Here is a 21,993-nt window from a genome sequence, read left to right as displayed (position 1 = left end):
GTAGGTTTCCTGCCAGAGGAGAAGAATGACGATGGACATGGGCAGCGACGGCGCGGTCAAACTGGAGGTCTCGGACCTCTCCATCCACTTCGACGACTTGCACGTTCTCGACAACATCTCCTTCCAACTCTCCGAGGGCGACTTCGTGTCGTTGCTCGGTCCGAGCGGGTGCGGCAAGTCGACCCTGCTCAACCTGGTGGCCGGGCTGCTGGCCCCGACCACCGGCACCATCACCCGGGACGGGATCGAGGTGACGGCTCCGGGCCCGGACCGCAGCATGGTCTTCCAGGACGACGCGGTGTTCCCCTGGTACACGGTGGTCCAGAACGTCGAGTACGGCCTGCGGGTCAAGGGGGTCGAGAAGACAGAGCGACGCGAGAAGGCTCAGGGCTTCATCGACCTGGTCGGTCTGTCGGGCCGGGAGGACGCCTACCCGTACCAGCTGTCGGGAGGTATGCGCAAGCGTGTGGACGTGGCACGCGCCCTGGCCGCCGAGCCGGATGTCCTGCTGATGGACGAGCCCTTCGCCTCCCTGGACGCCATGACCAAGACCCGGCTCCAAGCCGAGTTCCTGAAGATCTGGGAGGACTCGCAGCCAACCGTGCTGTTCGTTACCCACGATGTCGAGGAGGCTCTGTACCTGAGCGAGCGGGTCTTCGTGATGTCCACCGGGCCGGGCCGGTTGTTCCACCAGACGGATGTCCCGTTCCCCCACCCGCGGGAGGAGTCACTCCGGACCAGCACCGAATTCCAGGATCACCGCGCCGAGTTGATCGACGCGCTCCATCGGGCGGGGGCACAGTTCTGATCCGGCCGTAGGCGCGAGAGGAGGCCAAGATGGCGAAGGTCCGTACCGTTCTGGGAGAGATAGAGCCGGAGGATCTGGGAGTCACCCTCAGCCACGAGCACATCGTCATCGACAGCGGCGACCTGTTCTGGGAGCCTCCCGGTCCGGACGACCCGCCGGAGGTGCAGGCTCTGGGCGAGGCCCCGGTGACCCGGGAAGCCTACGAGACCCTGGCCGAGCGACCCTACATCTCCCGCGACAACCTGAACATGACGGAACTCGATGTGGCGATCCGAGAGCTACAGATGTATGCCGACGCCGGCGGGCAGAGCATCATCGACGTGAGCGGCAAGATACCGGGTTGGTGGCCGGATGCTCTGGCAGAGGCGAGCCGCGCCACCGGACTCCACGTGGTGGCGTCGACCGGGTGGTACATCGCCCCGTCCCACCCGCCGGGGCACGCCACCGCATCGGTCGGCGAGTTGGCCGAGATGCTGATCACGGACATCGAGGTGGGTATCCAGGGAACGGATGTCAAGGCAGGGGTCATCGGCGAGTTGGGCATGTGCGAGCCCCTCCACCCCCAGGAGGAGAAGGTCCTCCGCGCCGGGGGAAGAGCCCAGGCCGCGACCGGAGTTCCGCTCACCGTTCACCCGATGGTCTTCATGAAGGAGGCCCACCGCTACATCGACATTCTCGAGGAGGAGGGCGCCAACCTCGACAAGGTGTACATGAGCCACATGGACGGCAGTTGCCCCGATTACAAGTACCATGAGTCGGTGATGGATCGGGGCGTCATGATCGACTACGACCTGTTCCGGGGAACGCCGTGGAACGACTCTCACCTGCTGTTCGGCGGCGACCACTGGGTCTCCGACCGGGAGCGGGTCGAGACCCTCGCCCAGATGTGCGCCGACGGCTACAGCAACCAGTTGATGCTGGCCCACGACAACTGCCTGAAGATCCACTTCGTGGAGTACGGCGGCAAGGGGTACGCCTACATACTCAACGAGATCGTGCCGCAGCTACGCGAGTTGGGGGTGACGGAGGACCAGATCGACGACATGCTGGTGAAGAACCCCCGGCGTATCTTCGCGGTCTGAACCGGTATGGCCTGCTGGGAAGGGAGGGCGACGTGAACCTGGGAGCGGTGCTGCTGTACGCGGATGATTTCGAGGCGATGCTGGCCTTCTACCGGGACGTTCTCGGGTTGAGGGTGGTCGAGATCAACCCCGGCCCCGAGTACGACGAGGGGGTGGACTTCGTCTATCTCGACGCCGGCGGGCCCGGAGTCGAGATCTTCGACCGGTCGGTCCATCCCACCGAGTTGCCCATGACGGTCGGCGGATCCGTCGGGACCGGCTTCCAGGTGGACGACCTCGAAGCCACCCGAGCCGGCCTCATCGCCCGCGGCGTCGGAGTGGGTGAAGTCGTGAACAGGCAGTGGGGTCGGTATGTGGAGTTGACCGACCCCGAGAACAACCCCTTGGTCATCTTCCAGTTGGCCGGCTGAACCTGGCGGCCCGCGGCCGAGCCGGAGAGAGCCCGTACAGTTGCTCTCCGCAGTAGACCAGGCATCCTGAAGGTACCTCGCGTAGCCTGGCTGGGTATAGTCGCGAGCGGCCGAGGTTTCCGGGAGGTTGGCAGTGATCGAGCAGTTCACCGAGGCGCAGATCCAGCAATATCGCGAAGACGGGTTCCTGATCGTGGAGGACCTGATCGACATGGACGCGGTGATGGAGTTGCGGGAGAGATACGACCGCATCTTCGACGGGCAGCACGACCTGGTCAACTGGCCGGACGAGTACTACTGGCAGAAGGGCCGTGACCCCGTCGATGCCCACCGGGTGCTGGCCGGGCTGTGGCGGGCCGATCCGGTGGTGGCCAAGCACACGTTCAGTGGTTCCTTCGGCAAGCTGGCATGCCAGCTGGAGGGGGCTTCGAGCGCCCGGCTCTGGGCCGATGTCGCCATGTACAAGCCGGAGGGCGGCAAGCCCTTCGACATCCACCAGGACGCGGCATTCATGTGCTGGGTCGATCCGGTGTGGAACTGGACCTGCTGGATCGCACTCGACGACACCTACGCCGACGGGGGGACTCTCGTCTACGTGCGGGGAAGCCACAAGTGGGGACCGCAGCCGGCGCCGGGCACCACCCAGATCACCCGCGACACCATGGATGGCTGGACCGACTACGTGCGGCAATTCGCCCCCGAGGGCGAGGAGGTCGAGTTGGTACCGTTGGTCTTCGGGGCCGGATCTGCCGGCTTCCACACGGGCTGGATATGGCACGGGAGCGGGCCCAACACCCGGCCCGGGAACATCCGGCGGTCCTACAGCATCCACATGATTCCGGCTGCATCCCGGCACCATCCCCGGATCCGCCACCGCGCCTACAGCCGCTACTTCGCGCCCGGACAGCAGGACTTCGACGACAACTTCTTCCCGGTCCTCTGGTCGGATGACGGCTACCGGACGCCGTGGCTGGACGGGTACGCCACCCAGGAGACCCCGATCGACGCCTTCTCCTCCGACGCGGTGCTCACCCTGGAGGAGATCAACGTCGAGCCGTGGGCTGCGGCCGCGGGCTGAGAATTCCCCCGCCGCTAGGCCCCACGATCCGCTCCGTGACCGTTCACAGAGGCTGAGGATGTTCGCAAAAGGCCTGCGGTGCATCAGGTGCGCGGTCGACTACGACCTTGGCGCCTACTTCCGGGGCTGCCCGGCATGTGGCGAGGCCCTCGAGGTGATGTACAACGAGGCGGCGGTCCGCTCGGTCGTGTCCCTGGAAAGGTGGGCCCGGCGGTCGGCGTCAGTGTGGCGCTACGCCGAACTCCTCCCGCTCCCCGCTGGCGCCGAGAGGATCACGCTCGGGGAGGGCGGTACGCCCATGATCCGGGTTCCCCGTTCGGGCGGGAACCCGCTGCCCTTCCTCTACCTCCAGAACGAGACCGTCAACCCCACCTACGCATTCAAGGACCGCTTCCATTCGGTCTCGATATCCATGGCCCGGCAACTCGGCTTCGACGGAGTGGTGTGCTCCACCACCGGCAACCACGGCATGAGCGCCGCCGCCTACGCGGCCCGGGCCGGGATGCGCTGCGTGGTGCTGGCCGATCCTCGGGCGCCCAGGACGCAAAGGGACTGGATGCGCCTGTTCGGGGCGACCGTGGTCGTGGAGATGAACCGCAAGCCCCCGCTCCAAGCCTTCGTAGAGGAACACGGCTGGTACCCCTCGACCTACATGACCCCCATGCCCGTATCGACACCGTACGGAGTGGAGGGATACAAGACCATGGCCTATGACGCGGTGCTGTCTTTGGGACGGGCGCCGGATCACTACCTGTTCCCCGTGGCCGCCGGCGATGGGTTGTACGGCCCCTGGAAGGGCTTCCAGGAGCTGTACCGCCTCGGTCTTACCGAGTCGCTCCCCCGGGTGCATGGGGTGCAGGCGGCGGGTGCCAACCCGATCGTCGAGGCTATAGAGAAGGGATTGGACAACGTTCCGGTACATCCCGGCCCCGACACGGTGGCGCTTTCGATCGCCGACGACACGGGAGGGCGGATAGCGCTCCAGGCGATCCGCGACTCGGGCGGGACCGCGGTCGAAGTCACCGACGATGCGATCTTCGAAGCCCTCCATCGGGCGGCGCAGGTAGGGGTGAGTCCCGAGCCTGCCTCGGCAGCCGCCCTCGCCGGTGCATGGGAGTTGGCGCGCCAGGGAGTGATCGAACCCGGCGACTTCGTGGTTTGCTGCATAACGGGCGCCGGGCCGAAGTGGCCCGAAGTATTGTCAGGCCGGGTTCCCGGCGAGGAACTCGTCAACCCGGGACAGGCTGTCCTGGACCGGTTGATGTCGGGGGATTGAGCGAGGAGTTGTTGAGATGACGTCCACGGTCGAAGAGCTGGTCACGTTCTTCCGCTCCGACTACTGGGCGGAGAACATCGACCTGATGCGCCGGTCCGACCTGACCCTCCACGAGGTGATGCTCTCCACGAGTGTCCACCCGGTCACCTTGGAGTTCCTGTTCGACCGGTATCTGGCCGCCATGGGCAAGGATGTGGTCAACGTGGGCCACGCCGTGGTGGGTAACCGGGGACTCGTCAAGTACTACACCGCCGACCGGCCCTCCTTCTTCCTGATGTGGACATACGGGGAGGACTCCCTCATCGGCCCGGATCCCGACGGCGGGACCGTCCTCCTCGGCGACGCCGGCGAGCGGTCCTACCTCGACGACGTGATCCCGAGGCGGATCAACGACTCCGACCACGACGCCATCGACCGCTACTTCGCCTCCGAACACTGGGACGAGATGCTCGGGAAGATGCGCGATCCGGACATCGAGCACTTCCATGACTTCCTGCTGACCGAGATCCATCCCTATGACCTGGCCGAACGCTGCACGGACGCCATTCGGGATGCCGGCTACGGCGAGGTCGAGCCCTACTACCTGCCGAGACCCGACATCGGATCGATGTGGATCGGTTACGCCCCGCCGGGCACCAAGTCCATGGAGTTCGTGGCAACCCACACCCCGGGAGCGGTCCTGGAGCCCCAGGAGCTCACCGACGCCGACCGGGCTTACGGCGGCGACGGCTTCACCATTTCACAACTGCGGGAGTTCATCGCCAAGGATCCCTACCGACCTGTAACGCTCAGCGAGGCGCGGGCCGTGCTGTCGAAGGTGCTCAGGCCTTAATTCCTCAGGGCTCCGCTGCCTCCGGTGGGTTGGAGTCCGATGACGCGACTTCTCGCTCAACGTGTGCGGACGGTTATGGCCTCGTCTCCTACTACGGGTGTCATGGATCCATTTGCACAATGTCCTGCCGTGGTCAAGCCTTGGACGCCTCCGATGATCACGGGCGTCTTATCCAGGTACCAAGATCGTATGACTTCACCAGGCCTTCCGTTCAGGGCGCCGCGATCGAATCGGCCCAAAGCTCCCGCGCCGGCCCCGTTGCTATACTGACCGACCGGCAGAGTTGGTATGGGTCTTGAGCACCGCGGTCGCAGTTTTGGTTTGATTGCGGGGAAGCGGATTCGCTGAAAGGGGGCTTCATGGCACGGGTCACCGACCGACCAACCTTTAGAATAGCTGTAGGTTGGTTGCTGGTGATCGGAGCCGTTCTAAGCGTTCCGCTTGGTCTCCTCGTTGTTTTTGCGCTGGAACCTGATGAAAGTGTGGACACTGCATTGTCTCACCTGATAGCGGATGGTGGCATATTCGTCTCTGTTGCTTTTCTACTGGGAATGATCGGTATGGAACGGGTACTCCAGGACGGGAAGAGCACCGATTATCTCAGGCAAGCGGGGTTGGTGGTATTGGTGTTGGGGTTGGTGTCGGAGATCATCGCGTGGACTTTCTCTCACTTCTTGACCACACATCTTGACCGCGAACAACAGCCCTCTGGTGTCTCTGAGCTGTTCACCGCAGATGGCACCCTCCTGGTCTCTTTCGGGATCTCATTTTCAATGATCGGCGTGGGATTGTTCGCCCTGGGAACGATGAAGGTTCGCCTGTTGGGACCAGATCGGGCTGTGGCAACCGTTCTCGGAGTGATCCCGGCCATCCTTGGTGCACTCCTTCTGCTGATCGCTTTGCTCGGAGGCGGGAACGTGATCGGCTTGTATCAAGTCGGAAGCGGCATCCTGCTGCTCCAGATCGCCTGGGTGTTCTTGATCGGGTTAGCCTTTATCCGGATGAAGCAGCCGATCCACACTGGTCTCGAGACGGTCGGGAAAGCCGAGTAGCTGAAGCCGGATGCGGGAGCCTGAGCCCTACTACCCGGCGCGGCCGGACAGTAGGCACAGCCCACGGTCAGCCCAATTACGGTACGCTCCGCGGGCTCCGGTGGGCGGATGTCACGGGAGGTGAAGTGTGCCGGCAGGGACCAGGTTGACAGGTTCCACCCTGGACCTGCTCCGGCGTTTCGACACACCCACCATCTGCAACGTGATCGAGTTGTTCGATGTCAGACCCCGCGACCAGGGCTACATGGATCATCGGATCCGTTCTGCCTTCCCCGAGATGCCGCCGATGGTCGGTTTCGCCGCCACTGCCGCCTTCCGATCGGCGGGCGAGCCGTCCGCAACCGACATCTACGGATCTCTTGAGGACCAGATCGAACTCTTCGAAGGACTCGGGGGTCCGCCGGTGGTCGTCTACCAGGACCTCGACGATCCGCCGGCCGCCGCGGTGTTCGGGGAGATCATGTGCACCACCTACCGGACCTTCGGGGCAGTCGGGCTGGTGACCAACGGCGCCGGGCGGGACCTCGATCAGGTCAGGGCTCTGGACTTCCCGGTCTTCACCGGGTCGACCATCAGTGCCCACGGTTACTGCCGTACCCTCCATGTCGGGCGGCAGGTGCGGGTGGGTGGCCTGGTAGTCAACCAGGGCGATCTACTGCACGGCGATCTGAACGGGGTGACCAGCATCCCCGGGAACATCGCCACCGAGGTGGCGGATGCCGCTGCCGAATTCGTTGCCGCCGAGGCGATCGTCCTGGACTACCTGAACGGACCCGGCGTCAAGACCAAGAAAGGGTTCTCCGAGGCATCTTCCGAGTTCCGCGCGGTCGTGGCCCGGCTGCGGTCGGAGATAGGCCGGCAGCGCGGTATCCGGAGCCGCGAGTAGGAAAGTACTGCAGGGCCCAGGATCCTGGAAACCGACGAACAAGACCGCTGATTGTCTAGCCCCAATTATTCATGGATGGGGGTCCACGGGTGAAGGTCGCAGGAGCTCAGGTCTCCCGACCTGGTGCTACAGCCACATTGAAAACTCGGTCTGCGGCCTGGCGTGACATCCGTTGCCGGGGTGAAGAGTGGCCGCTTAGCAACGACAAGTCCGAGTGGCCTGACGGCATCGGCGTGCCGGGAACAGGAATAATCAGGGCTAATGTCGGCAGGGCCGTGGCGAGGAGGTTGCTGTGAAGGATCAGGGCAAGGTAATCACCGTCAACGGCCCCATGGAGCCCGACCAACTCGGCATCACGCTGATGCACGAGCATCTGCTGTTCACGTGCCTCATGTGGTTCCTGGAGGAGAGCCATCGCGGCCTGGGATCGGACGCATACATGCCCGTGACCGCCCAGAACGCGGCCCTGCTCCGGGAGTTCCCGTACCACAACCGGGACAACCTGATCAACACCGACTGGTACCTGACCGCCATGGAGGTAAGGCGTTTCAAGATGGCGCTGGGCCGCACCGTCGTCGACTCCTCGGACCTCGGCCTCGGCAGGGATGTGTGGGGGTTGCGCAAGATCGCCGATGATGTCGGGGTCAACATCATCTCGGGTACCGGGTACTACGTCCACCACGCCCAGCCCTGGTACGTCGAGTCGATGACGGAGCACGATATGGCGGAGGGCATGATCCGGGACATCACCGAGGGTGCGGATGGCACCGAGATCCGCTGCGGGCTGATCGGGGAGATCGGGACATCGGATCCGGTCGCTCCCTCCGAGTGGAAGGCCTTGAGAGCCGCCGCCATCACCCACCACGCTACGGGCGCTGCGATCCAGATCCACGCCTTGCATGAGCAGAGGCTGATGCCCGACATCTTGGACCTCCTGGTCAAGGAGATGGGCGTGCATCCCACGAGGGTGATCGCCGGACACATGGACTTGACCACCGGCGACCCCAGCTACATGAAGCGCGTCGCCGAGTACGGCACCTTCTTCGAACTCGACGGGTTCGGACACCCGTGCCCGACCGAAGGCGTGTACGTCTCCGACGCCGATCGGGTCGGTGCCGTCGAGTGGATGATCTCGGAGGGCCATGAGGACCAGTTGCTGTTCTCCCATGACATCGGGCTCAAGGCGAGGCTGTCCAGCTTCGGAGGGCCCGGATACGACCACATCATGAACGTGATCATCCCCACGCTGAGCAGGGACGGCGTTCCCCGCGACATCATCAACAAGATATTGATCGACAACCCGCGCCGGGTGCTGACTCTCGCCGTAGAGTCGCCCGCCTGACAGCCGAGCCGATGCGTCGGCACAGCGAACGCATGATGGTCGGTCCATGAACCTGTCGGAGATCCGCGCGCTGTTCCCGGTGCTGGCCGAGCGCGCCTACCTGTTCAGCGGCGGCTTGGCGCCCGCCTCGATTCCCGCCCGCGACGCGATCGCCCGGTTCGTCGACGAGGTCACGTACGATCCAAACGACCGTTACGACCGGCTCGACCAGGACTACCGCCGGGTCCAGGATCTGTTCGGTCCGCTCATCGGTGCCGAACCCGACGAGGTGGTCATCACCGATTGCACCGGCGCCGGCTCCAGCCTGGCGGTGGATGTACTCGACGGGTTCCCCGGAACCAACGTGGTCTTCGACACCCTCACCTACCCCTCCTCGGTGTATCCGTGGATGCTCCCCGCACGCGAGTCGATCGAATGCCGCTTCGTGGCGCCTCGGGACGGGGCGGTCCACCTGGACGACCTGGCCGAGGCCATCGACCACGACACGATCGCGGTAAGCGTCTCCCACGTGTGCCACATGACGGGGTTCCGCCACGATCTGGACGCACTGGGGACGCTGGCCGTCGAGCACGGTGCGGCGCTCATCGTGGACGCCATGCAGTCGGCCGGCGCCGTAGAGATCGACGTACATCGGTCGGGGGTCCATTTCCTCGCCTGCGGCGCCATGAAGTGGCTGCTGGGATCGGCCGGGGTCGGGTTCCTGTATGTCGACCGGCGCTACCTGGACCGCCTCCCTCCCCGAGCCGGGATCACCGGGCTCTCCTACGACTATCCGTCGTGGCCCGAAGGCGGGTTGGATCCCAAGCCCGGCGCGGATCGGTTCCGCCTGGGCGCTCCGCCACTCCTGGGACTGGCCGCCACCCTCCCGGGGCTCCAAATCCTGACGGGTGCCGGTATGGCCGAGGTCGAGCAGCACGTGCTGGACCTGGCCGGCTACTGCATCGAAGGGTTGCTATCCCGCGGCCTCGACCTCTACACGCTCCCCGACCGCAACCGGCGGGCCGGGATTGTGGCCGTCCGTATGGAGAACTCCGGAGAGGTGTGCGACCTGATGCGGAGGAGGGGTGTTGACGGCTGGCACTACGCGGACATGCTCCGGGTGGATCCGCACGTGTTCAACAACCGGGAGGACATCGACCGGTTCCTGGCCGTGATCGACGAGGCCGCCAGCCTCTGACGTAGGCCCGGCTACCGGCGCGGGCGACGTCCTACCAATGGCCGCCGGAGGCACGTGACGGCCTGGGCGGGGGCGGTTAGCCGGCGAGGATGCGTTTGGGGGTCTCGACCATGATGGTGTGCCACTGGTCGTCGGTAAGGCCGATCTCTCGCGCGAGCATCTCCCGGCCGGCCACGGGGAGCCAGGCGTAGCCGGGGCCGCCGTTGGTGGCCAGGTCATCGGCATAGCACACGTCATGTGACAGGACGATCTTGTCCGTACAACCGTCATCGATCAGGCGCTTGATGCTGCGCAGGACCCGGTTGCGGTGGAAATCCGTCATGTCCGGCAGGCTCCCCATGCGGTCGAACGAGACGCAGGCTCCGCGCCGGGAGATCCGGGCGTGGTACTCGGGGTAGGGCTGGCCTCCGGAGTGGGCGAGCACTACCCGGGAGAGGTCTACGCCCTCCTGCTCCAGGACGTCCAGTTGCTCCAACCCACCGACACCTCTCGTGGTGTGGGTGGTCAGGCCGACGCCGGTCTCCATCTGGGCGCGGGCGGCGGCCCGCAACACCCGTTCCTCGATCGCCGACAGGCGGTTGTACTGGGCGCCGATCTCCCCGATGATCCCTGCCTTGACGTCGGTCCCTTCCATGCCCAGGCGGAGTTCCCCGACTATCTCTTCGGCCAGCTGGTCGGTGGAGAGGTCCCACAACCTGGGCTTGTAGTAGTTCTCGTGGTACCAGCCGGCGCCCATGACGATCCTGAGCCCGCTCCGCTCGGCGGCCCGGCGAACGGCCAGGGGCGGTGGCAACGGTGCGAGATCGTCCTGGTGGAACATGATGGGGTTGTCGTACTCCCGGAGGCCTCCAGAGGTGAGGTCGACGACGGTGGCGCCACCGGCCTGGCAGAGCATGTCGAGTTCGATATCCGCGAGCTCGGGGTCGTTGAGGATGTTGGTGAAGATCCAGGCGTCCCGCATCAGGTCCAAGAAGATGTGCTCGTGCATGAGCGTGAGGCCCAGGTCCTCCACATCGACCGGACCGGTAACCGTCATTACCTGATTCGCCATCAGCCCTCCTACCGACCGTCCGGGTCTGCCCTGTGCCATTATGAACGACAACGGTCGCATCGGGTAGGGCCTTTGGCAGCCGGAAGGAGGGGACATGGACGAACGTACCGCCTATTACAACGGCCATTTCATCCCCGAGTCGGAGTTGAGGCTGGCGCCATTCGACGTGGGGGTGCGGATCGGGGAGTTCGTGTTCGAGACGGTTCGGACCTATGACCTCCGTCCCCACCGTCTCCGCGACCACCTGGACCGGCTCTACGCCTCGATGAAGGCCCTGGATATCGACTGCGGCATGTCGATCGAGGAGATGGAGGAGGTGACCCACGAACTGATCGACCGGAACAGGGCCACCATCGAGCCCTACGACGACCTGATGTGGAACAACGACTGCTCGAGGGGCATCGCCAAACCGTTCGATCCCGGACCGTACGACTCCTACGAGCGGACCGTGTTCATGATGGTGATCCCGCTGGGACCGTCGCTGGTCGGGTTCCTCGACGGGCTGGAGAACGGAGTTCCGGCAGTCATACCGCCCACCAAGAACCTCCCGGCCCGCTATCTCGATCCGAAGATGAAGAACCGCAACCGCATCCACTACGGGCAGGGCATGAGGGAGGCCCGCAAGATCGACCCCAGGGCCGAGGCGCTGTTCGTGGACGATGACGGCTACATCACCGAAGGGGGCGGGGCCAACTTCCTGATCGTGAAGGACGGCGCCATCATCTCACCGGAGGGGCGGAACATCCTGCGGGGAATCACCCGCGAGGACGTGCGGGAACTGGCGCCACAACTTGGTATGGAGTTCGTGGAGACCAACCTCGAGCCCTACGACGTGATGACCGCCGATGAGGCCTTCTTCGCCTCCACTCCTTTCTTCGTGATGCCGGTTACCAGCATCGACGGCAGGGAGATCGGGACCGGGACTCCCGGTCCGGTGGTGGATCGGCTGATCGACGCCTTCGCCCAGCAGGTAGGGGTGCATCCGATCGAGCAGGCTCGCAAGATCACCCAGCCCTACCTGGCTAACCGGCCGAAGGGATCCCGGCCCTACTGAGACCTAGCTGTTAGCTGTAACTGGTGCTGGCTGGCTGGTCCTCGCCGTACAGGGCCACCTTCATCCGGTCGACCAGTTCCGGCTCCAGCTGGTGGAAAGTGTGGGCCAGCGCCCACGGTCCGTTGATCGAGGCGACGCCTCCGTTTATGGGGATCACCGCTCCGGTGACGAAGCGCGAAAGGGGCGAGCAGAGCCAGGCGACCAACTCGGCGATCTCCTCCGGGGTTCCGATCCGGCGGCCGGGCAGCACCGTATCGTAGAAGCTCAGGTCGGTGCCGCCCAGCATCGGGGTGTCGATGGCGCCGGGCGCGATCACGTTGACGGTGATCTCGTGCTGGGCCAGCTCCGCGGCCAACGGTCGGGCCATGCCCTCCAAGGCGGCCTTGCTGCCGCTGTACGGGATGTCGCCGGCCTGGCCGCGGGCGGCTGCGATGGACGACCACATGATGATCCGGCCGCCCTCGGCTGCGCCGATCATCTGGCGGGCGGCATTCTTGACGCAGTAGAGCGTTCCGAAGGTGTTGATGCGGAAGATCCGCTCCACGTCGTCGTAGTCCATGTCGACGATGCTGTTCCAGCCCGCCCAGACGGCCGCCGCCGAAGCCAGGATGTAGGCAGGTCCCAGCGAGCTCTCGATCTCATCGAAGGCTTCTGCGACCCGATCGGGATCCGAGGTGTCCACCGCCAGCGTCAGGATGTCGTCCCGCAACGTGGCGAGGCCCTCCGCATTCAGGTCCAGTGCGGCCACCGTCGCTCCCGCCCGGCGCAGGCGGTGAGCTGCTGCCCTCCCCTGTCCCGAGGCGGCGCCGGTGACTACCGCCACCCGGCCGTCGAGATCGAGTACGTCCGCGCCGCGTCCAGCCATAGGGTGCTCCTGTCAAGTCTGAGAACGAGCAGAGCGTACCGCGGAGGCGGGCAACGTGCCCGGGTTCCGGACGGTCAGTCGAGCGTGGTCAGGCCAGGCGACGCAGTGGGGACGTCGGCCTCCTCCAAGCCGAGCTCGGCCCGCACCAGGTTCACGCCGCGCACCAGCGACACCATCTTGTAGAACGCGTGCATGCGGCTCATCCCCTGGCGCCCGAACCCACAATCCGTCGACAGGATCAACCGCTCGGGGCTGATGTGGTCCAGCGCCATCCGTACCAAACCTGCCACCTCTTCGGGAGGCTCGATCTGGAGCGTGCGGTGGCTCACCACCCCCAGGGCGATCTTCTTGTCCGGTCCGATACCGGAGGCGATCATCGGTATCTCCTCGCCCGAGGTCTCCTTCGCCTCGAAGGTCAGGACGTCGACGTCCAGCTCGTTGAGGAAGGGCAGAGCCGCTTCGTAGGAGAAATGCTGCGAGCGGGTCCGTTGGGCACCGGGACTTCCCCAGCAGGTGTGGCACCACACCTCGGTCTTGTCACGCAGGCCGGACACCTCCCGGTTGAAGGCCTCTACGTAGAAACCGGCGTCGAGCATGGTGCCCGGCTCCGTCCCGGCGATCCCGTGGATGGCGGGCTCCTCGACCTGGATCACCGGGCAGCCGGCGTCGGCGAGGCGGTGGTACTCCTCGTTCATGATCTCCGACAGATCCATGACCAGGCGACGCCGGTCAGGGTAGAAGTCGTTGTTGATGGAGGCTTCGAGGAGCTGGGCCGAGATGGCGCCGAACTTCACCGGCTTGTCCGTGGAGGCCTGCGCGGTCTGCCAGATCCGGTCGTACTCGAGCGGGCCCGGGCCGACCTTCCCGATGACGGCGCGCGGCATCCTGGTCTCCATGACCTCGTACATGAACTCGCCGGGCTGGTGGCCCTGGTGGATGGGATAGCTGCGCAGTTCAGGAGGTCCGAGACCGGCCAGACGTTCCTCCGGGTAGGCGATCCACTGCCTCCCTGCCACGTCGTCGTCGAACCGGGCGTCCCCGTCGACCAGGATGTCGATACCGGCCTGGTTCTGGTCGGCCACCAGGGCGGCGACCAGGTCACGGTACTGCTCGCGGAAACCGCGCCCTGCCATCGCTACCGAGAACGGTCTCCCGGAGAGTGACTCGGTGTGCCAGCTTGGGCGGGGCAGGCCGCCGGTGGTCGTCGTGGCGAGGGGGCGGTTCTTGGTTGCGCCCAGCACCACGCGGCCTCCTTCGACTTCCGGGTCCAATCCAAGGCTAACTACCCCTGTCGGGAGGGTTCTGAGTGGTCACCGGGTTGGCCCGACGCGGGGGAGCGGATCGGGCCGGTCCGGGGGCTTCGTGGATGGAGGGTGTATTGTGCGGTCCATGGCCGACCGGCTCCAGGATCCCTCCCATGCGACGCCGGAGGTAGGCGCCGCCCGGAAGCATCGTTCTCCCCGTAGCGGGCGCGGATGGGCGATCCGGATATTCCCATGAGCGCCAACGGGACCTACAGCAAGGCGATCGGACACGACCGTTCCCACGTAATCCATCCGTTCAGCCAGCTGGCCACCACCGAGATCACCCCGGACGACATGTACGTGGGGGGCGCCGGGTGCTATCTGGAGGACGCCCGTGGCAATCGACTGTTCGACGCCAACGCCGGTCTCTGGTGCGTCAACGTCGGCTACGGGCGGGACGAGATGGTGGAGGCGATCCGGGAGCAGGCGGGCCGGATGAGCTACGGGCAGATCTTCGCCCGGAACGCCAACCTGCCCTCCGCCGAGCTGGCCGCCCGGATCGCCCGGTTGGCGCCCGAGGGCTTGAACCGGGTCTTCTTGGGCACCGGCGGGTCGATCGCCAACGAGACAGCGATACGGACCGTCCATCACTACTTCCGGCTCCAGGGCCGGGACAGCAAACGGTTTGTCCTCAGCGTCGATCAGTCTTACCACGGATCCACATATCTGGCCGCGTCGCTGACCTTCTCGGGTAACTATCACGAGACGTTCCATGTGGTGGATGTGGTCCACGAGCTCCGTTCTCCCTACCCCTACCGCGCTCCGGACGGGCTGGTGGGGGATCGGTTCGTGGACTACCTGGTGGACGACCTAGAACGCCTGATCACTCGCCTCGGGGCCGACAACATCGCCTGCTTCATCCTGGAGCCGGTCCTGGGCGCCGGAGGAGTGATCGTTCCTCCCGAGGGATACCACGCCCGGATGGTGGAGGTATGCCACGCAAACGACATATTCGTGATCGCCGACGAGGTCGTGACCGGGTTCGGCCGGCTGGGCCACTTCATGGCAGCCGAGCCGGTCTTCGGGATGCAGGCCGATCTCATCACGCTGGGCAAGGGGATCAGCTCCGGATACCAGCCCCTATCAGCAACCCTGGTGTCGGACCGTATCCAGGAAGTCATCAGCGCCTCCGAGGACCCGGATCGGATCTACGCCCACGGATTCACCCACTCCGGGCATCCGGTGTGTTGCGCGGCCGGTCTGGCCAATATCGACATAATGGAGCGCGAGGATCTCTGCGGCCACGTCACCCGGGTAGGCGCCCGGTTCCAGGCCCGGCTCCGGGACCTGTCCGGCTCCTCGCTGGTGGGCGAGGTGAGGGGCCTGGGGTTCATGGCCGCGGTCGAGCTGGTGGCGGACCGGAATACCAAGGCGCTGTTCCCGTCGGAGGTAGGGATTTCCGGGCGGGTAGAGGCCTTCTGCCGGGACGAGGGCCTGATCGTCAGGCCCCTCCGCCAGCACATCATCCTGTCCCCTCCCCTGATCATGACCGCCGAGGAGGGCGATTGGGTGGTAGGTGTGATCGAACGCAGCCTCGAACGGGTGGAATCCGACCTGCGCTCCGAAGGGTTGCTCTAACACCGCGCGGATCCGTCATCCCACGCGGAGACGCCCCCACGAACAGGGGGGTTGTATCTGTCATACCCCCGCTATACGGTGTTGGAAGATCGTTAAGCACCTGCGGTCCGGCTCCGACGTCGACCGGACCGCGCCGGGAACAGATCGTCGAGTGGCCCGTGGGGGGGAGGACGGAACGCGCTCGACACCAAGGTGGTGGCGGAGGGGGCGGGCCCAGCGGGCGAAGCCCGCTCCTCGGGATTTTCACGTTCTCGGTGCCGCTGGGGCGCCGGGAGGAGTAGCCGTTAGGATCGGCCACTATGTCGCCCGATACCCTGCTGCGCCTCTACCGGCGGATGGTACGCATCCGGGTCTTCGAGGAGAAGGTCCAGGAACTCCACCGGCTCGGAAAGCTGCCCGGATTCGTGCATGTCTACGTGGGCGAGGAGGCGGTGGCGGTGGGCGCCTGCAGCGTGCTGCGCGACACGGATCACATCACCAGCACGCACAGGGGTCACGGCCACTGCATCGCCAAGGGGGCCGATGTCGCGCCGATGATGGCCGAACTCTTCGGGCGGGAGGACGGCTACTGCCGGGGCAAGGGCGGCTCGATGCACATCATCGACACCAGCCTGGGGATCCTGGGCGCCAACGGAATCGTCGGCGGCGGGATCCCGATGGCCACCGGCTCGGGCATCGCCGACTCGGTGCTGGGCCGGGACGGGGTGACGATCTGCTTCTTCGGTGACGGCGCCGCCAACCAGGGCGTCCTGCTCGAGGCCCTCAACCTGGCCGCCATCTGGAAGCTCCCGGTCATCTACCTGTGCGAGTCCAACCAGTACATGGAGTTCACTCCCACCGCCGACCTCACCGCGGGGAGGATCTTCCGCCGTGGCGAACCCTTCGGGGTCGCCAGCATGGAGGTGGACGGCAACGATGTCCTGGAGGTGCGGCGGGTGGTCGGCGAGGCGGTCGACCGGGCCCGGCGCGGGGAGGGGCCTTCCCTGATCGAGGCGATCACCTACCGATTCTCGGGTCACAGCGAGGGCGAGAGCGCCTTCGTGTCCGCCTACCGCACGGATGAGGAGGTGGAGAGCTGGAAGGCCCGCGACCCCATTACCCGCTTCCGTGACCTGCTCCAGACCGAAGCCGGGATCACGGCCGGGGAACTCGACTCCATCGACGCTGAGGAGCAGGAGGCGGTTCGCCGGGCCGTGGACTTTGCCGAGGCCAGCCCCCTCCCGTCGCCCGACGAGGCGCTCGACCACGTATTCGCCCCCGCAGGAGGATGACGGTGGCGAGGGTGTACTTCATGGCGGCCATCCACCAGGCGCTACGCGCCGCCATGGAGGAGGACGAGACGGTAATTGTGATGGGCGAGGATGTGGACCAGGGCGTCTTCGGCGTCACCAGGGGCCTGATCGACACGTTCGGCGCCAACCGGATCCGCAAGACCCCCATTTCGGAGGCGGCGTTCGTCGGCGGGGCGGTCGGCGCCGCAGCCGCCGGTCTGAAGCCGTTCGCCCACGTGATGTTCTCCAGCTTCTTCTACGTGGCCATGGACCAGGTGGCCAACCAGGCCGCCCGCCTCCGCTACATGTCCGGCGGCCAGGTGGAACTTCCCATCGTCTACTTCGCCGGGACCGGGCCGTCGGGCTCCGCCGCCGCCCAGCACTCGGAGAACCCCCACTCGATCCTGATGCACACGGCCGGCCTCAAGGTGGTGATGCCGAGCACCCCCCACGATGCCAAGGGCCTGATGATCGCATCCATACGGGATCCCAACCCGGTCGTCTTCCTGGCCGATCTGCGCCTCTCCCGCCGCCGCGAGCCCGTCCCGGGGGATCCCTACGAGATCCCGCTGGGCGTGGCGGACGTCAAGCGTCGGGGCGAGGACGTGACGGTGGTGGCGCTGGCTTCGCTGGTCCACACGGCCGTCGAGGTGGCGGACAAGCTGGAGGCCGACGGGATCTCGGTGGAGGTGGTGGATCCCCGCAGCCTTGTGCCGCTCGACTGGGAGACGATCGTCGCCTCGGTCCGCAAGACCGGGCGGCTCGTGGTGGCCGATCCGGCCCGCCGCCTGTGCGGCCTGGCCGCGGAGGTAATCGCCGGCGTGTCGGAGCGAGCCTGGGACTCCTTGCGGTCCCAGCCGCAGAGGGTCACGTGGCCCGACATACCCGTGCCGTTCAGCCCTGTGCTCGAGGGAAGGCTCGACGTGGGCGCCGACGACCTGGAGAGGGCCATCAGGGCGTCACTCGCCGACCGGGTGGCGGTCGGCTCGGCGTGAAGGGAGGCAGGTCGGTATGCAGGTGATTCTTCCCAAGTGGGGCGTGTCGATGCAGGACGCGGTGCTGATCCGCTGGCTGAAGCCGGTGGGCGCGCCGGTCGTCAAGGGCGAGCCCATAGCGGAGTTCGAGACCGACAAGGTCGAGGTCGAGCTGGAGTCTCCGGCCTCGGGCATCCTCACCCAGGTGCACGTCTCGGAGGATGACACCGTGGATGTCGGGGCAGTGATCGCCGAGATCCGAGAAGCCTGACCTGGTGACCGCCGCCGACGCCCCCTATTCCGGCGGTGATCTGGTAGTAGACCTACTGGCCGCCCGGGGAATCCGGCATGTCTTCTCGGTGTCCGGCGGGCCGCTCAACCCCATCTACCACGCCACGCGGCGGGCCCCTGTCCGGATAGTCCACACCCGCCACGAAGCAGCCGCCGCCTTCATGGCGGAGGGCACAGCCCGGGTCACCAGGTCTCCCGGAGTGTGCGCGGTGACCCTGGGGCCAGGCGTCACCAACACGGTCACGCCCGCGCTGACGGCCGTCCGGGCCGGCGTGCCGTTCCTGATCCTGGGCGGGCAGGCGCCGGTGAGCGTGCTGGACAAGGAGTCGGTCATGTCCTTCGACCCTCTCCCGGTGATGATGCCGGTCACCAAGTACGCGGCCCGGGTCGTGGACCCCGCCCGCATCGAGGAATACCTGGATGCCGCCTGGAGGGCCATGACCTCGGGGCGTCCGGGCCCGGCGTTCCTCGAGATCCCGGTGGATGTGCTGGCCGGGTCGGCGCCCCCTCCGTCGGCGAGGCGGGCCAAAGGCCCGCCGCGCGGCCCGGGGCTGGGGGCGGAGCAGGCAGAGGGCCTCGCACACCTCGTCTCCGGTTCCCGGCGACCCCTCCTGGTGGCAGGAGACGACGTCCTGTGGTCGACCGCCGACGATGTTCTGGCCGATGCGGTCGATCACCTCCGGATCCCGTTCGTCACCCTCCGGCTCGGCCGCGGTCTGGTGGACGAACACCACCCGTACTACGCCGGGGTGGGCTACCTCGGATCCAACCCCCCGCTCCGCGACACCATCGCCGAAGCCGACCTCGTATTGGTCGTAGGTCACGAATTCGAGGCGGACCTGGGGTACGGCGGCCCGGTGGCTGATGATGCCGTGGTGATCCAATCGCATCCGGACGCGGCAGTGGTGGGCAAGTTCCTGCAACCAGACCTCGGATTGGTGGCCGGCTCCGAAGTCATGCTGGGCGCTCTGGCGAGGGTCGATCCCGGAGGCTTTGACCGCGCCTGGTGCCACCGGGTCGCCGAGGACTGGCGCTCGTGGCGGGATCGTGCGGCCGTGGAGCCGCAGGTCGAAGGCGAGGGGGTACACCCGGCCCGGCTCACCGCACTGCTCGAGCAGGCAATGCCGCGCGATACCACCTTCGTGACCTCGCACGGCAACATCGACTTCTGGGCCGACCCGGTGCTGCGGGTCAGGCCACCGGGCCGCTACCTGCGGGCGGGCCAGTCGGGCACCCTCGGCGCCGAGATTCCCTTCGGTGTGGCCGCGAAGCTCGCCTCCCCGGCGAGCACCGTGGTCGTGATCGTCGGCGACGGCGGGTTCGCGTTCCATGGATTCGAGATGGAGACGGCGCTCCGGTACGGAGCCCCCGTTGTTGTGGTGGTGTACGACGACGAGAAGTGGGGAGCCATCGCCCTGCCCCAGCAGCGGGCCTACGGCACGGAGATCGAACTCGACCTGCCACGCCGGGCGTGGTGGAAGGTGATGGAGGCGATGGGCGGTCACGGGGAATACGTGGAGGACGAGGCTGACCTGGCCAATGCCCTGCGCCGGGCTATGGAGTCAGGAATGCCGGCCGTCGTCCAGGTGAAGGTCCCGAGCGTCGAGGCACCCTACGTCTCCTACCACTCCTGACTGCTCGAGCCGTCCACGATCTGGTGGCTCCTACGGCTTCAGGACCAGCCGGCCGGTGACCCCGCCCGCGCGTAGCCGTCCCAGAGCCGTGTCGGCATCGTCCAGCGGGAGCTCTTCCACATGGCAATCCACGCTCCCTCGCTGCGCATGTTCCAGCACGGTCGTCACATCTGACCGGGATCCCATGATGGAGGTGGTTACCCACGTCTGGTAGGGGATCGTCTCCATACCCACCGCAATCGACCCTCCGCCGCCTCCCACGATCACGATCCTTCCCTTCCGCTCGACCAGGGACCTGGCCAGCTGCAAGGACTCCGGAGTACCGACGAAGTCGAGCACGACCGGCGCGGGTTCCATCTGGGCCGGGGGTGGGCAGGCCTCGTCGGCGCCGAGTTCGAGGGCTCGGCGGAGTTTCGCCGGAGCCGTATCCACCGCGGTGACCGAGCAGTCCGCCACCAGCCGCAGCCATTGGATGGCGAACTGGCCGAGGCCGCCGACCCCGATCACCACCGCCCGGGAGGCCGGCATGGCCCTCCGAACCGCCCGGTACGAGGTGGCTCCCGCGTCGGCGAGCGGCGCGGCCTCGGACGGGTCGAGGTCGCCGATCGGGTACAGGTAGCTCTCGTCGGGGACCGCCATAGCCTCCGCGTAGCCGCCGTCCGTATGCACCCCCGCGATGACCACGTCCGCGCACATGGCCTCGTCTCCCGACCGGCAGTGCGAGCATCGCCGGCACCCCCAACTGCCGTACACAAGGCACGGTTCTCCACCCGGGCCGGCCACCACCACTTCATGGCCGAGCACGTGCGGGGTCCTGGTGAGATCGCTGTCGAGGAGGTCCAGGTCGGTGTGGCAGACGCCGCAGGCCAGCACATCCACCACCAGACCCGACTTCGGACGAGGCCGCGGCCCTTCCTCGATCACGAGCGGCGAACCGGGCGAGTGCATTACGGCAGCCCGCATGCGCGGAGGTTATCGGGCTCGGATCGGGATCAGCCGGTGTCCACGCCGAAGAGGCGGGCGGAGTTGTTCCCCATGTAGTCGGCGATGTCCTCGTCGGTGAGTTCCGGCAGTCCGGGGGCGATGTTGTGCTCGGCGGCCTGGGCGGGAAAGGACTTGACGAACGGGACGTCCTCCCGGCAGTCGTAGTTGTCCGTACCCCACAGGACCTTGTCGAGGACCATGAAGTGCTTGGCGTACTTGAGGAACCGGATGTTGGTCTCCAGCGGCTGGAGGAAGCCCCACCAGCCCGTGTTGGCGTACACGTTGGGGTTCTTCAGCATCATCATGACGACCTCCTCGTAGTAGTTCTCCCCGGCGTGAACCACCACCAGCTTCAGTTCGGGGAACTCCACGGCCACGTCGTCGAGGAGGAGCGGGTGCTGGTTCTTGAGCAGGAAGTACCCGGACCACCCGGTGTGGACGAATATGACCATGCCGAGTTCCTGGGCCTTCTCGTAGATGGGCATGATGGAGAGGTCGTTGAGAGGTATGTCAAAGCTGGTGGCGGGCGAGATCTTCATGCCTACCAGGCCCATGTCCACGATCTCCTCCATCTCGCGCAACGCGCTGAGCCCCCCGAACAGGTCGACGCTCCCCAGCCCGATGTACCGGTCGGGGTACTTGTCAACGGCCGCAGCCACGAATGACGGGGGCACCTCCGAGTTCAGGTGGGGTACCTTGCTGGCATGGCAGACCGCCATGTCGACCCCTGCCTCGTCCATGATCTCCACCATCTGCTCGGCGCTCATGCCCTTCAAGAGCCCCGTCTTGGTACCAAGACCCCGGGCGGCCCAACCCGCCTTGTACATGGCGTCGTCCATCACGCCCTTGCCGCCCCAGTGCTCCGGCTTCGAGAGCCACACATGGCTGTCGATGATCATGGTCTTCCCTTTCTTTCCGGCCTCTCCCGAACCTGCCGCTAGGCGTCACGCCGGTGTGATCACCATAACGAAACGGGTGCTCCCGCCCCGGTCTGGCACGCGATTTGTCCGGAAAACCGGTCGCGGATCGCTTGCCAGCAGACAT

At 66.1% G+C, this 21,993-nt stretch carries 21 protein-coding genes; 16 read left to right on the top strand and 5 right to left on the bottom strand.

Going from position 1 to position 21,993, the window contains the following annotated elements:
• Positions 1–25: 25 nt before the first annotated feature.
• From OXM57_12200 to OXM57_12155, 10 genes are all read left to right on the top strand, one after another.
• Positions 26–808, top strand: a complete 783-nt coding sequence (locus tag OXM57_12200; protein MDE0353441.1) for an ABC transporter ATP-binding protein — start codon at positions 26–28, stop codon at positions 806–808.
• A gap of 29 nt (positions 809–837) precedes the next feature.
• The gene (locus OXM57_12195; GenBank protein MDE0353440.1) at positions 838–1,890 is read left to right on the top strand and encodes a hypothetical protein; all 1,053 of its coding nucleotides are present in this window, start codon (positions 838–840) and stop codon (positions 1,888–1,890) included.
• Positions 1,891–1,922: 32 nt separating this feature from the next.
• Positions 1,923–2,300, top strand: coding sequence for a VOC family protein (locus tag OXM57_12190; protein ID MDE0353439.1), 378 nt, complete (start codon positions 1,923–1,925; stop codon positions 2,298–2,300).
• 133 nt (positions 2,301–2,433) lie between these two features.
• On the top strand, positions 2,434–3,378 hold the full coding sequence (locus OXM57_12185) for a phytanoyl-CoA dioxygenase family protein (GenBank protein MDE0353438.1): 945 nt from the start codon (positions 2,434–2,436) through the stop codon (positions 3,376–3,378).
• A 58-nt stretch (positions 3,379–3,436) separates the two neighbouring features.
• Entirely contained in the window at positions 3,437–4,654 is a 1,218-nt protein-coding gene (locus tag OXM57_12180; GenBank protein ID MDE0353437.1) for a pyridoxal-phosphate dependent enzyme, read from the top strand.
• 16 nt (positions 4,655–4,670) lie between these two features.
• Complete coding sequence (locus tag OXM57_12175; protein MDE0353436.1) at positions 4,671–5,486, top strand: hypothetical protein; 816 nt, start codon at positions 4,671–4,673, stop codon at positions 5,484–5,486.
• Between the two features lie 359 nt (positions 5,487–5,845).
• Positions 5,846–6,538: a hypothetical protein gene (locus tag OXM57_12170; GenBank protein MDE0353435.1), complete on the top strand. Its 693-nt coding sequence runs from the start codon at positions 5,846–5,848 to the stop codon at positions 6,536–6,538.
• Between the two features lie 145 nt (positions 6,539–6,683).
• Positions 6,684–7,424: an RraA family protein gene (locus OXM57_12165; GenBank protein MDE0353434.1), complete on the top strand. Its 741-nt coding sequence runs from the start codon at positions 6,684–6,686 to the stop codon at positions 7,422–7,424.
• Positions 7,425–7,716: 292 nt separating this feature from the next.
• Positions 7,717–8,766 carry a hypothetical protein gene (locus OXM57_12160; GenBank protein ID MDE0353433.1) on the top strand — a complete coding sequence of 350 codons (1,050 nt, stop codon included), beginning with the start codon at positions 7,717–7,719 and terminating at the stop codon, positions 8,764–8,766.
• 46 nt (positions 8,767–8,812) lie between these two features.
• Positions 8,813–9,943 (top strand): aminotransferase class V-fold PLP-dependent enzyme, encoded by a 1,131-nt coding sequence (locus OXM57_12155; protein ID MDE0353432.1) that lies wholly within the window; start codon positions 8,813–8,815, stop codon positions 9,941–9,943.
• Between the two features lie 76 nt (positions 9,944–10,019).
• On the opposite strand, the gene OXM57_12150 is transcribed toward OXM57_12155, so the two are convergent.
• Entirely contained in the window at positions 10,020–10,994 is a 975-nt protein-coding gene (locus tag OXM57_12150; GenBank protein ID MDE0353431.1) for a hypothetical protein, read from the bottom strand.
• Between the two features lie 94 nt (positions 10,995–11,088).
• Here OXM57_12150 and OXM57_12145 point away from each other — a divergent pair, with 94 nt between their 5' ends.
• On the top strand, positions 11,089–12,048 hold the full coding sequence (locus tag OXM57_12145; GenBank protein ID MDE0353430.1) for an aminotransferase class IV: 960 nt from the start codon (positions 11,089–11,091) through the stop codon (positions 12,046–12,048).
• 10 nt (positions 12,049–12,058) lie between these two features.
• On the opposite strand, the gene OXM57_12140 is transcribed toward OXM57_12145, so the two are convergent.
• Positions 12,059–12,913: an SDR family NAD(P)-dependent oxidoreductase gene (locus tag OXM57_12140; GenBank protein ID MDE0353429.1), complete on the bottom strand. Its 855-nt coding sequence runs from the start codon at positions 12,911–12,913 to the stop codon at positions 12,059–12,061.
• A gap of 74 nt (positions 12,914–12,987) precedes the next feature.
• Entirely contained in the window at positions 12,988–14,154 is a 1,167-nt protein-coding gene (locus OXM57_12135) for a cobalamin-independent methionine synthase II family protein (GenBank protein MDE0353428.1), read from the bottom strand.
• 234 nt (positions 14,155–14,388) lie between these two features.
• Here OXM57_12135 and OXM57_12130 point away from each other — a divergent pair, with 234 nt between their 5' ends.
• The 5 genes from OXM57_12130 (at position 14,389) to OXM57_12110 (ending at position 19,965) form a co-directional block, all read left to right on the top strand.
• Positions 14,389–15,795, top strand: a complete 1,407-nt coding sequence (locus OXM57_12130) for an aminotransferase class III-fold pyridoxal phosphate-dependent enzyme (protein ID MDE0353427.1) — start codon at positions 14,389–14,391, stop codon at positions 15,793–15,795.
• A gap of 299 nt (positions 15,796–16,094) precedes the next feature.
• Complete coding sequence (locus OXM57_12125) at positions 16,095–17,066, top strand: thiamine pyrophosphate-dependent dehydrogenase E1 component subunit alpha (protein MDE0353426.1); 972 nt, start codon at positions 16,095–16,097, stop codon at positions 17,064–17,066.
• Between the two features lie 2 nt (positions 17,067–17,068).
• Positions 17,069–18,061: an alpha-ketoacid dehydrogenase subunit beta gene (locus tag OXM57_12120; protein ID MDE0353425.1), complete on the top strand. Its 993-nt coding sequence runs from the start codon at positions 17,069–17,071 to the stop codon at positions 18,059–18,061.
• A 16-nt stretch (positions 18,062–18,077) separates the two neighbouring features.
• Positions 18,078–18,311, top strand: coding sequence for a lipoyl domain-containing protein (locus tag OXM57_12115; GenBank protein ID MDE0353424.1), 234 nt, complete (start codon positions 18,078–18,080; stop codon positions 18,309–18,311).
• Positions 18,312–18,315: 4 nt separating this feature from the next.
• Positions 18,316–19,965, top strand: a complete 1,650-nt coding sequence (locus OXM57_12110) for a thiamine pyrophosphate-binding protein (protein MDE0353423.1) — start codon at positions 18,316–18,318, stop codon at positions 19,963–19,965.
• Positions 19,966–19,995: 30 nt separating this feature from the next.
• Here the strand turns inward: OXM57_12110 and OXM57_12105 are convergent, their stop codons facing one another.
• Both OXM57_12105 and OXM57_12100 read right to left on the bottom strand, forming a co-directional pair.
• Positions 19,996–20,928: an alcohol dehydrogenase catalytic domain-containing protein gene (locus OXM57_12105; GenBank protein ID MDE0353422.1), complete on the bottom strand. Its 933-nt coding sequence runs from the start codon at positions 20,926–20,928 to the stop codon at positions 19,996–19,998.
• Positions 20,929–20,957: 29 nt separating this feature from the next.
• The gene (locus OXM57_12100; protein MDE0353421.1) at positions 20,958–21,848 is read right to left on the bottom strand and encodes an amidohydrolase family protein; all 891 of its coding nucleotides are present in this window, start codon (positions 21,846–21,848) and stop codon (positions 20,958–20,960) included.
• Positions 21,849–21,993 lie beyond the last annotated feature (145 nt).

It is taken from the genome of bacterium (assembly GCA_028820935.1).
In the GTDB taxonomy this organism is placed as follows: Bacteria; Actinomycetota; Acidimicrobiia; order Spongiisociales; family Spongiisociaceae; genus Spongiisocius.
The sequence above is the reverse complement of the archived record's forward strand: the minus strand, read 5'-3'. Positions and strand labels throughout refer to the sequence as shown.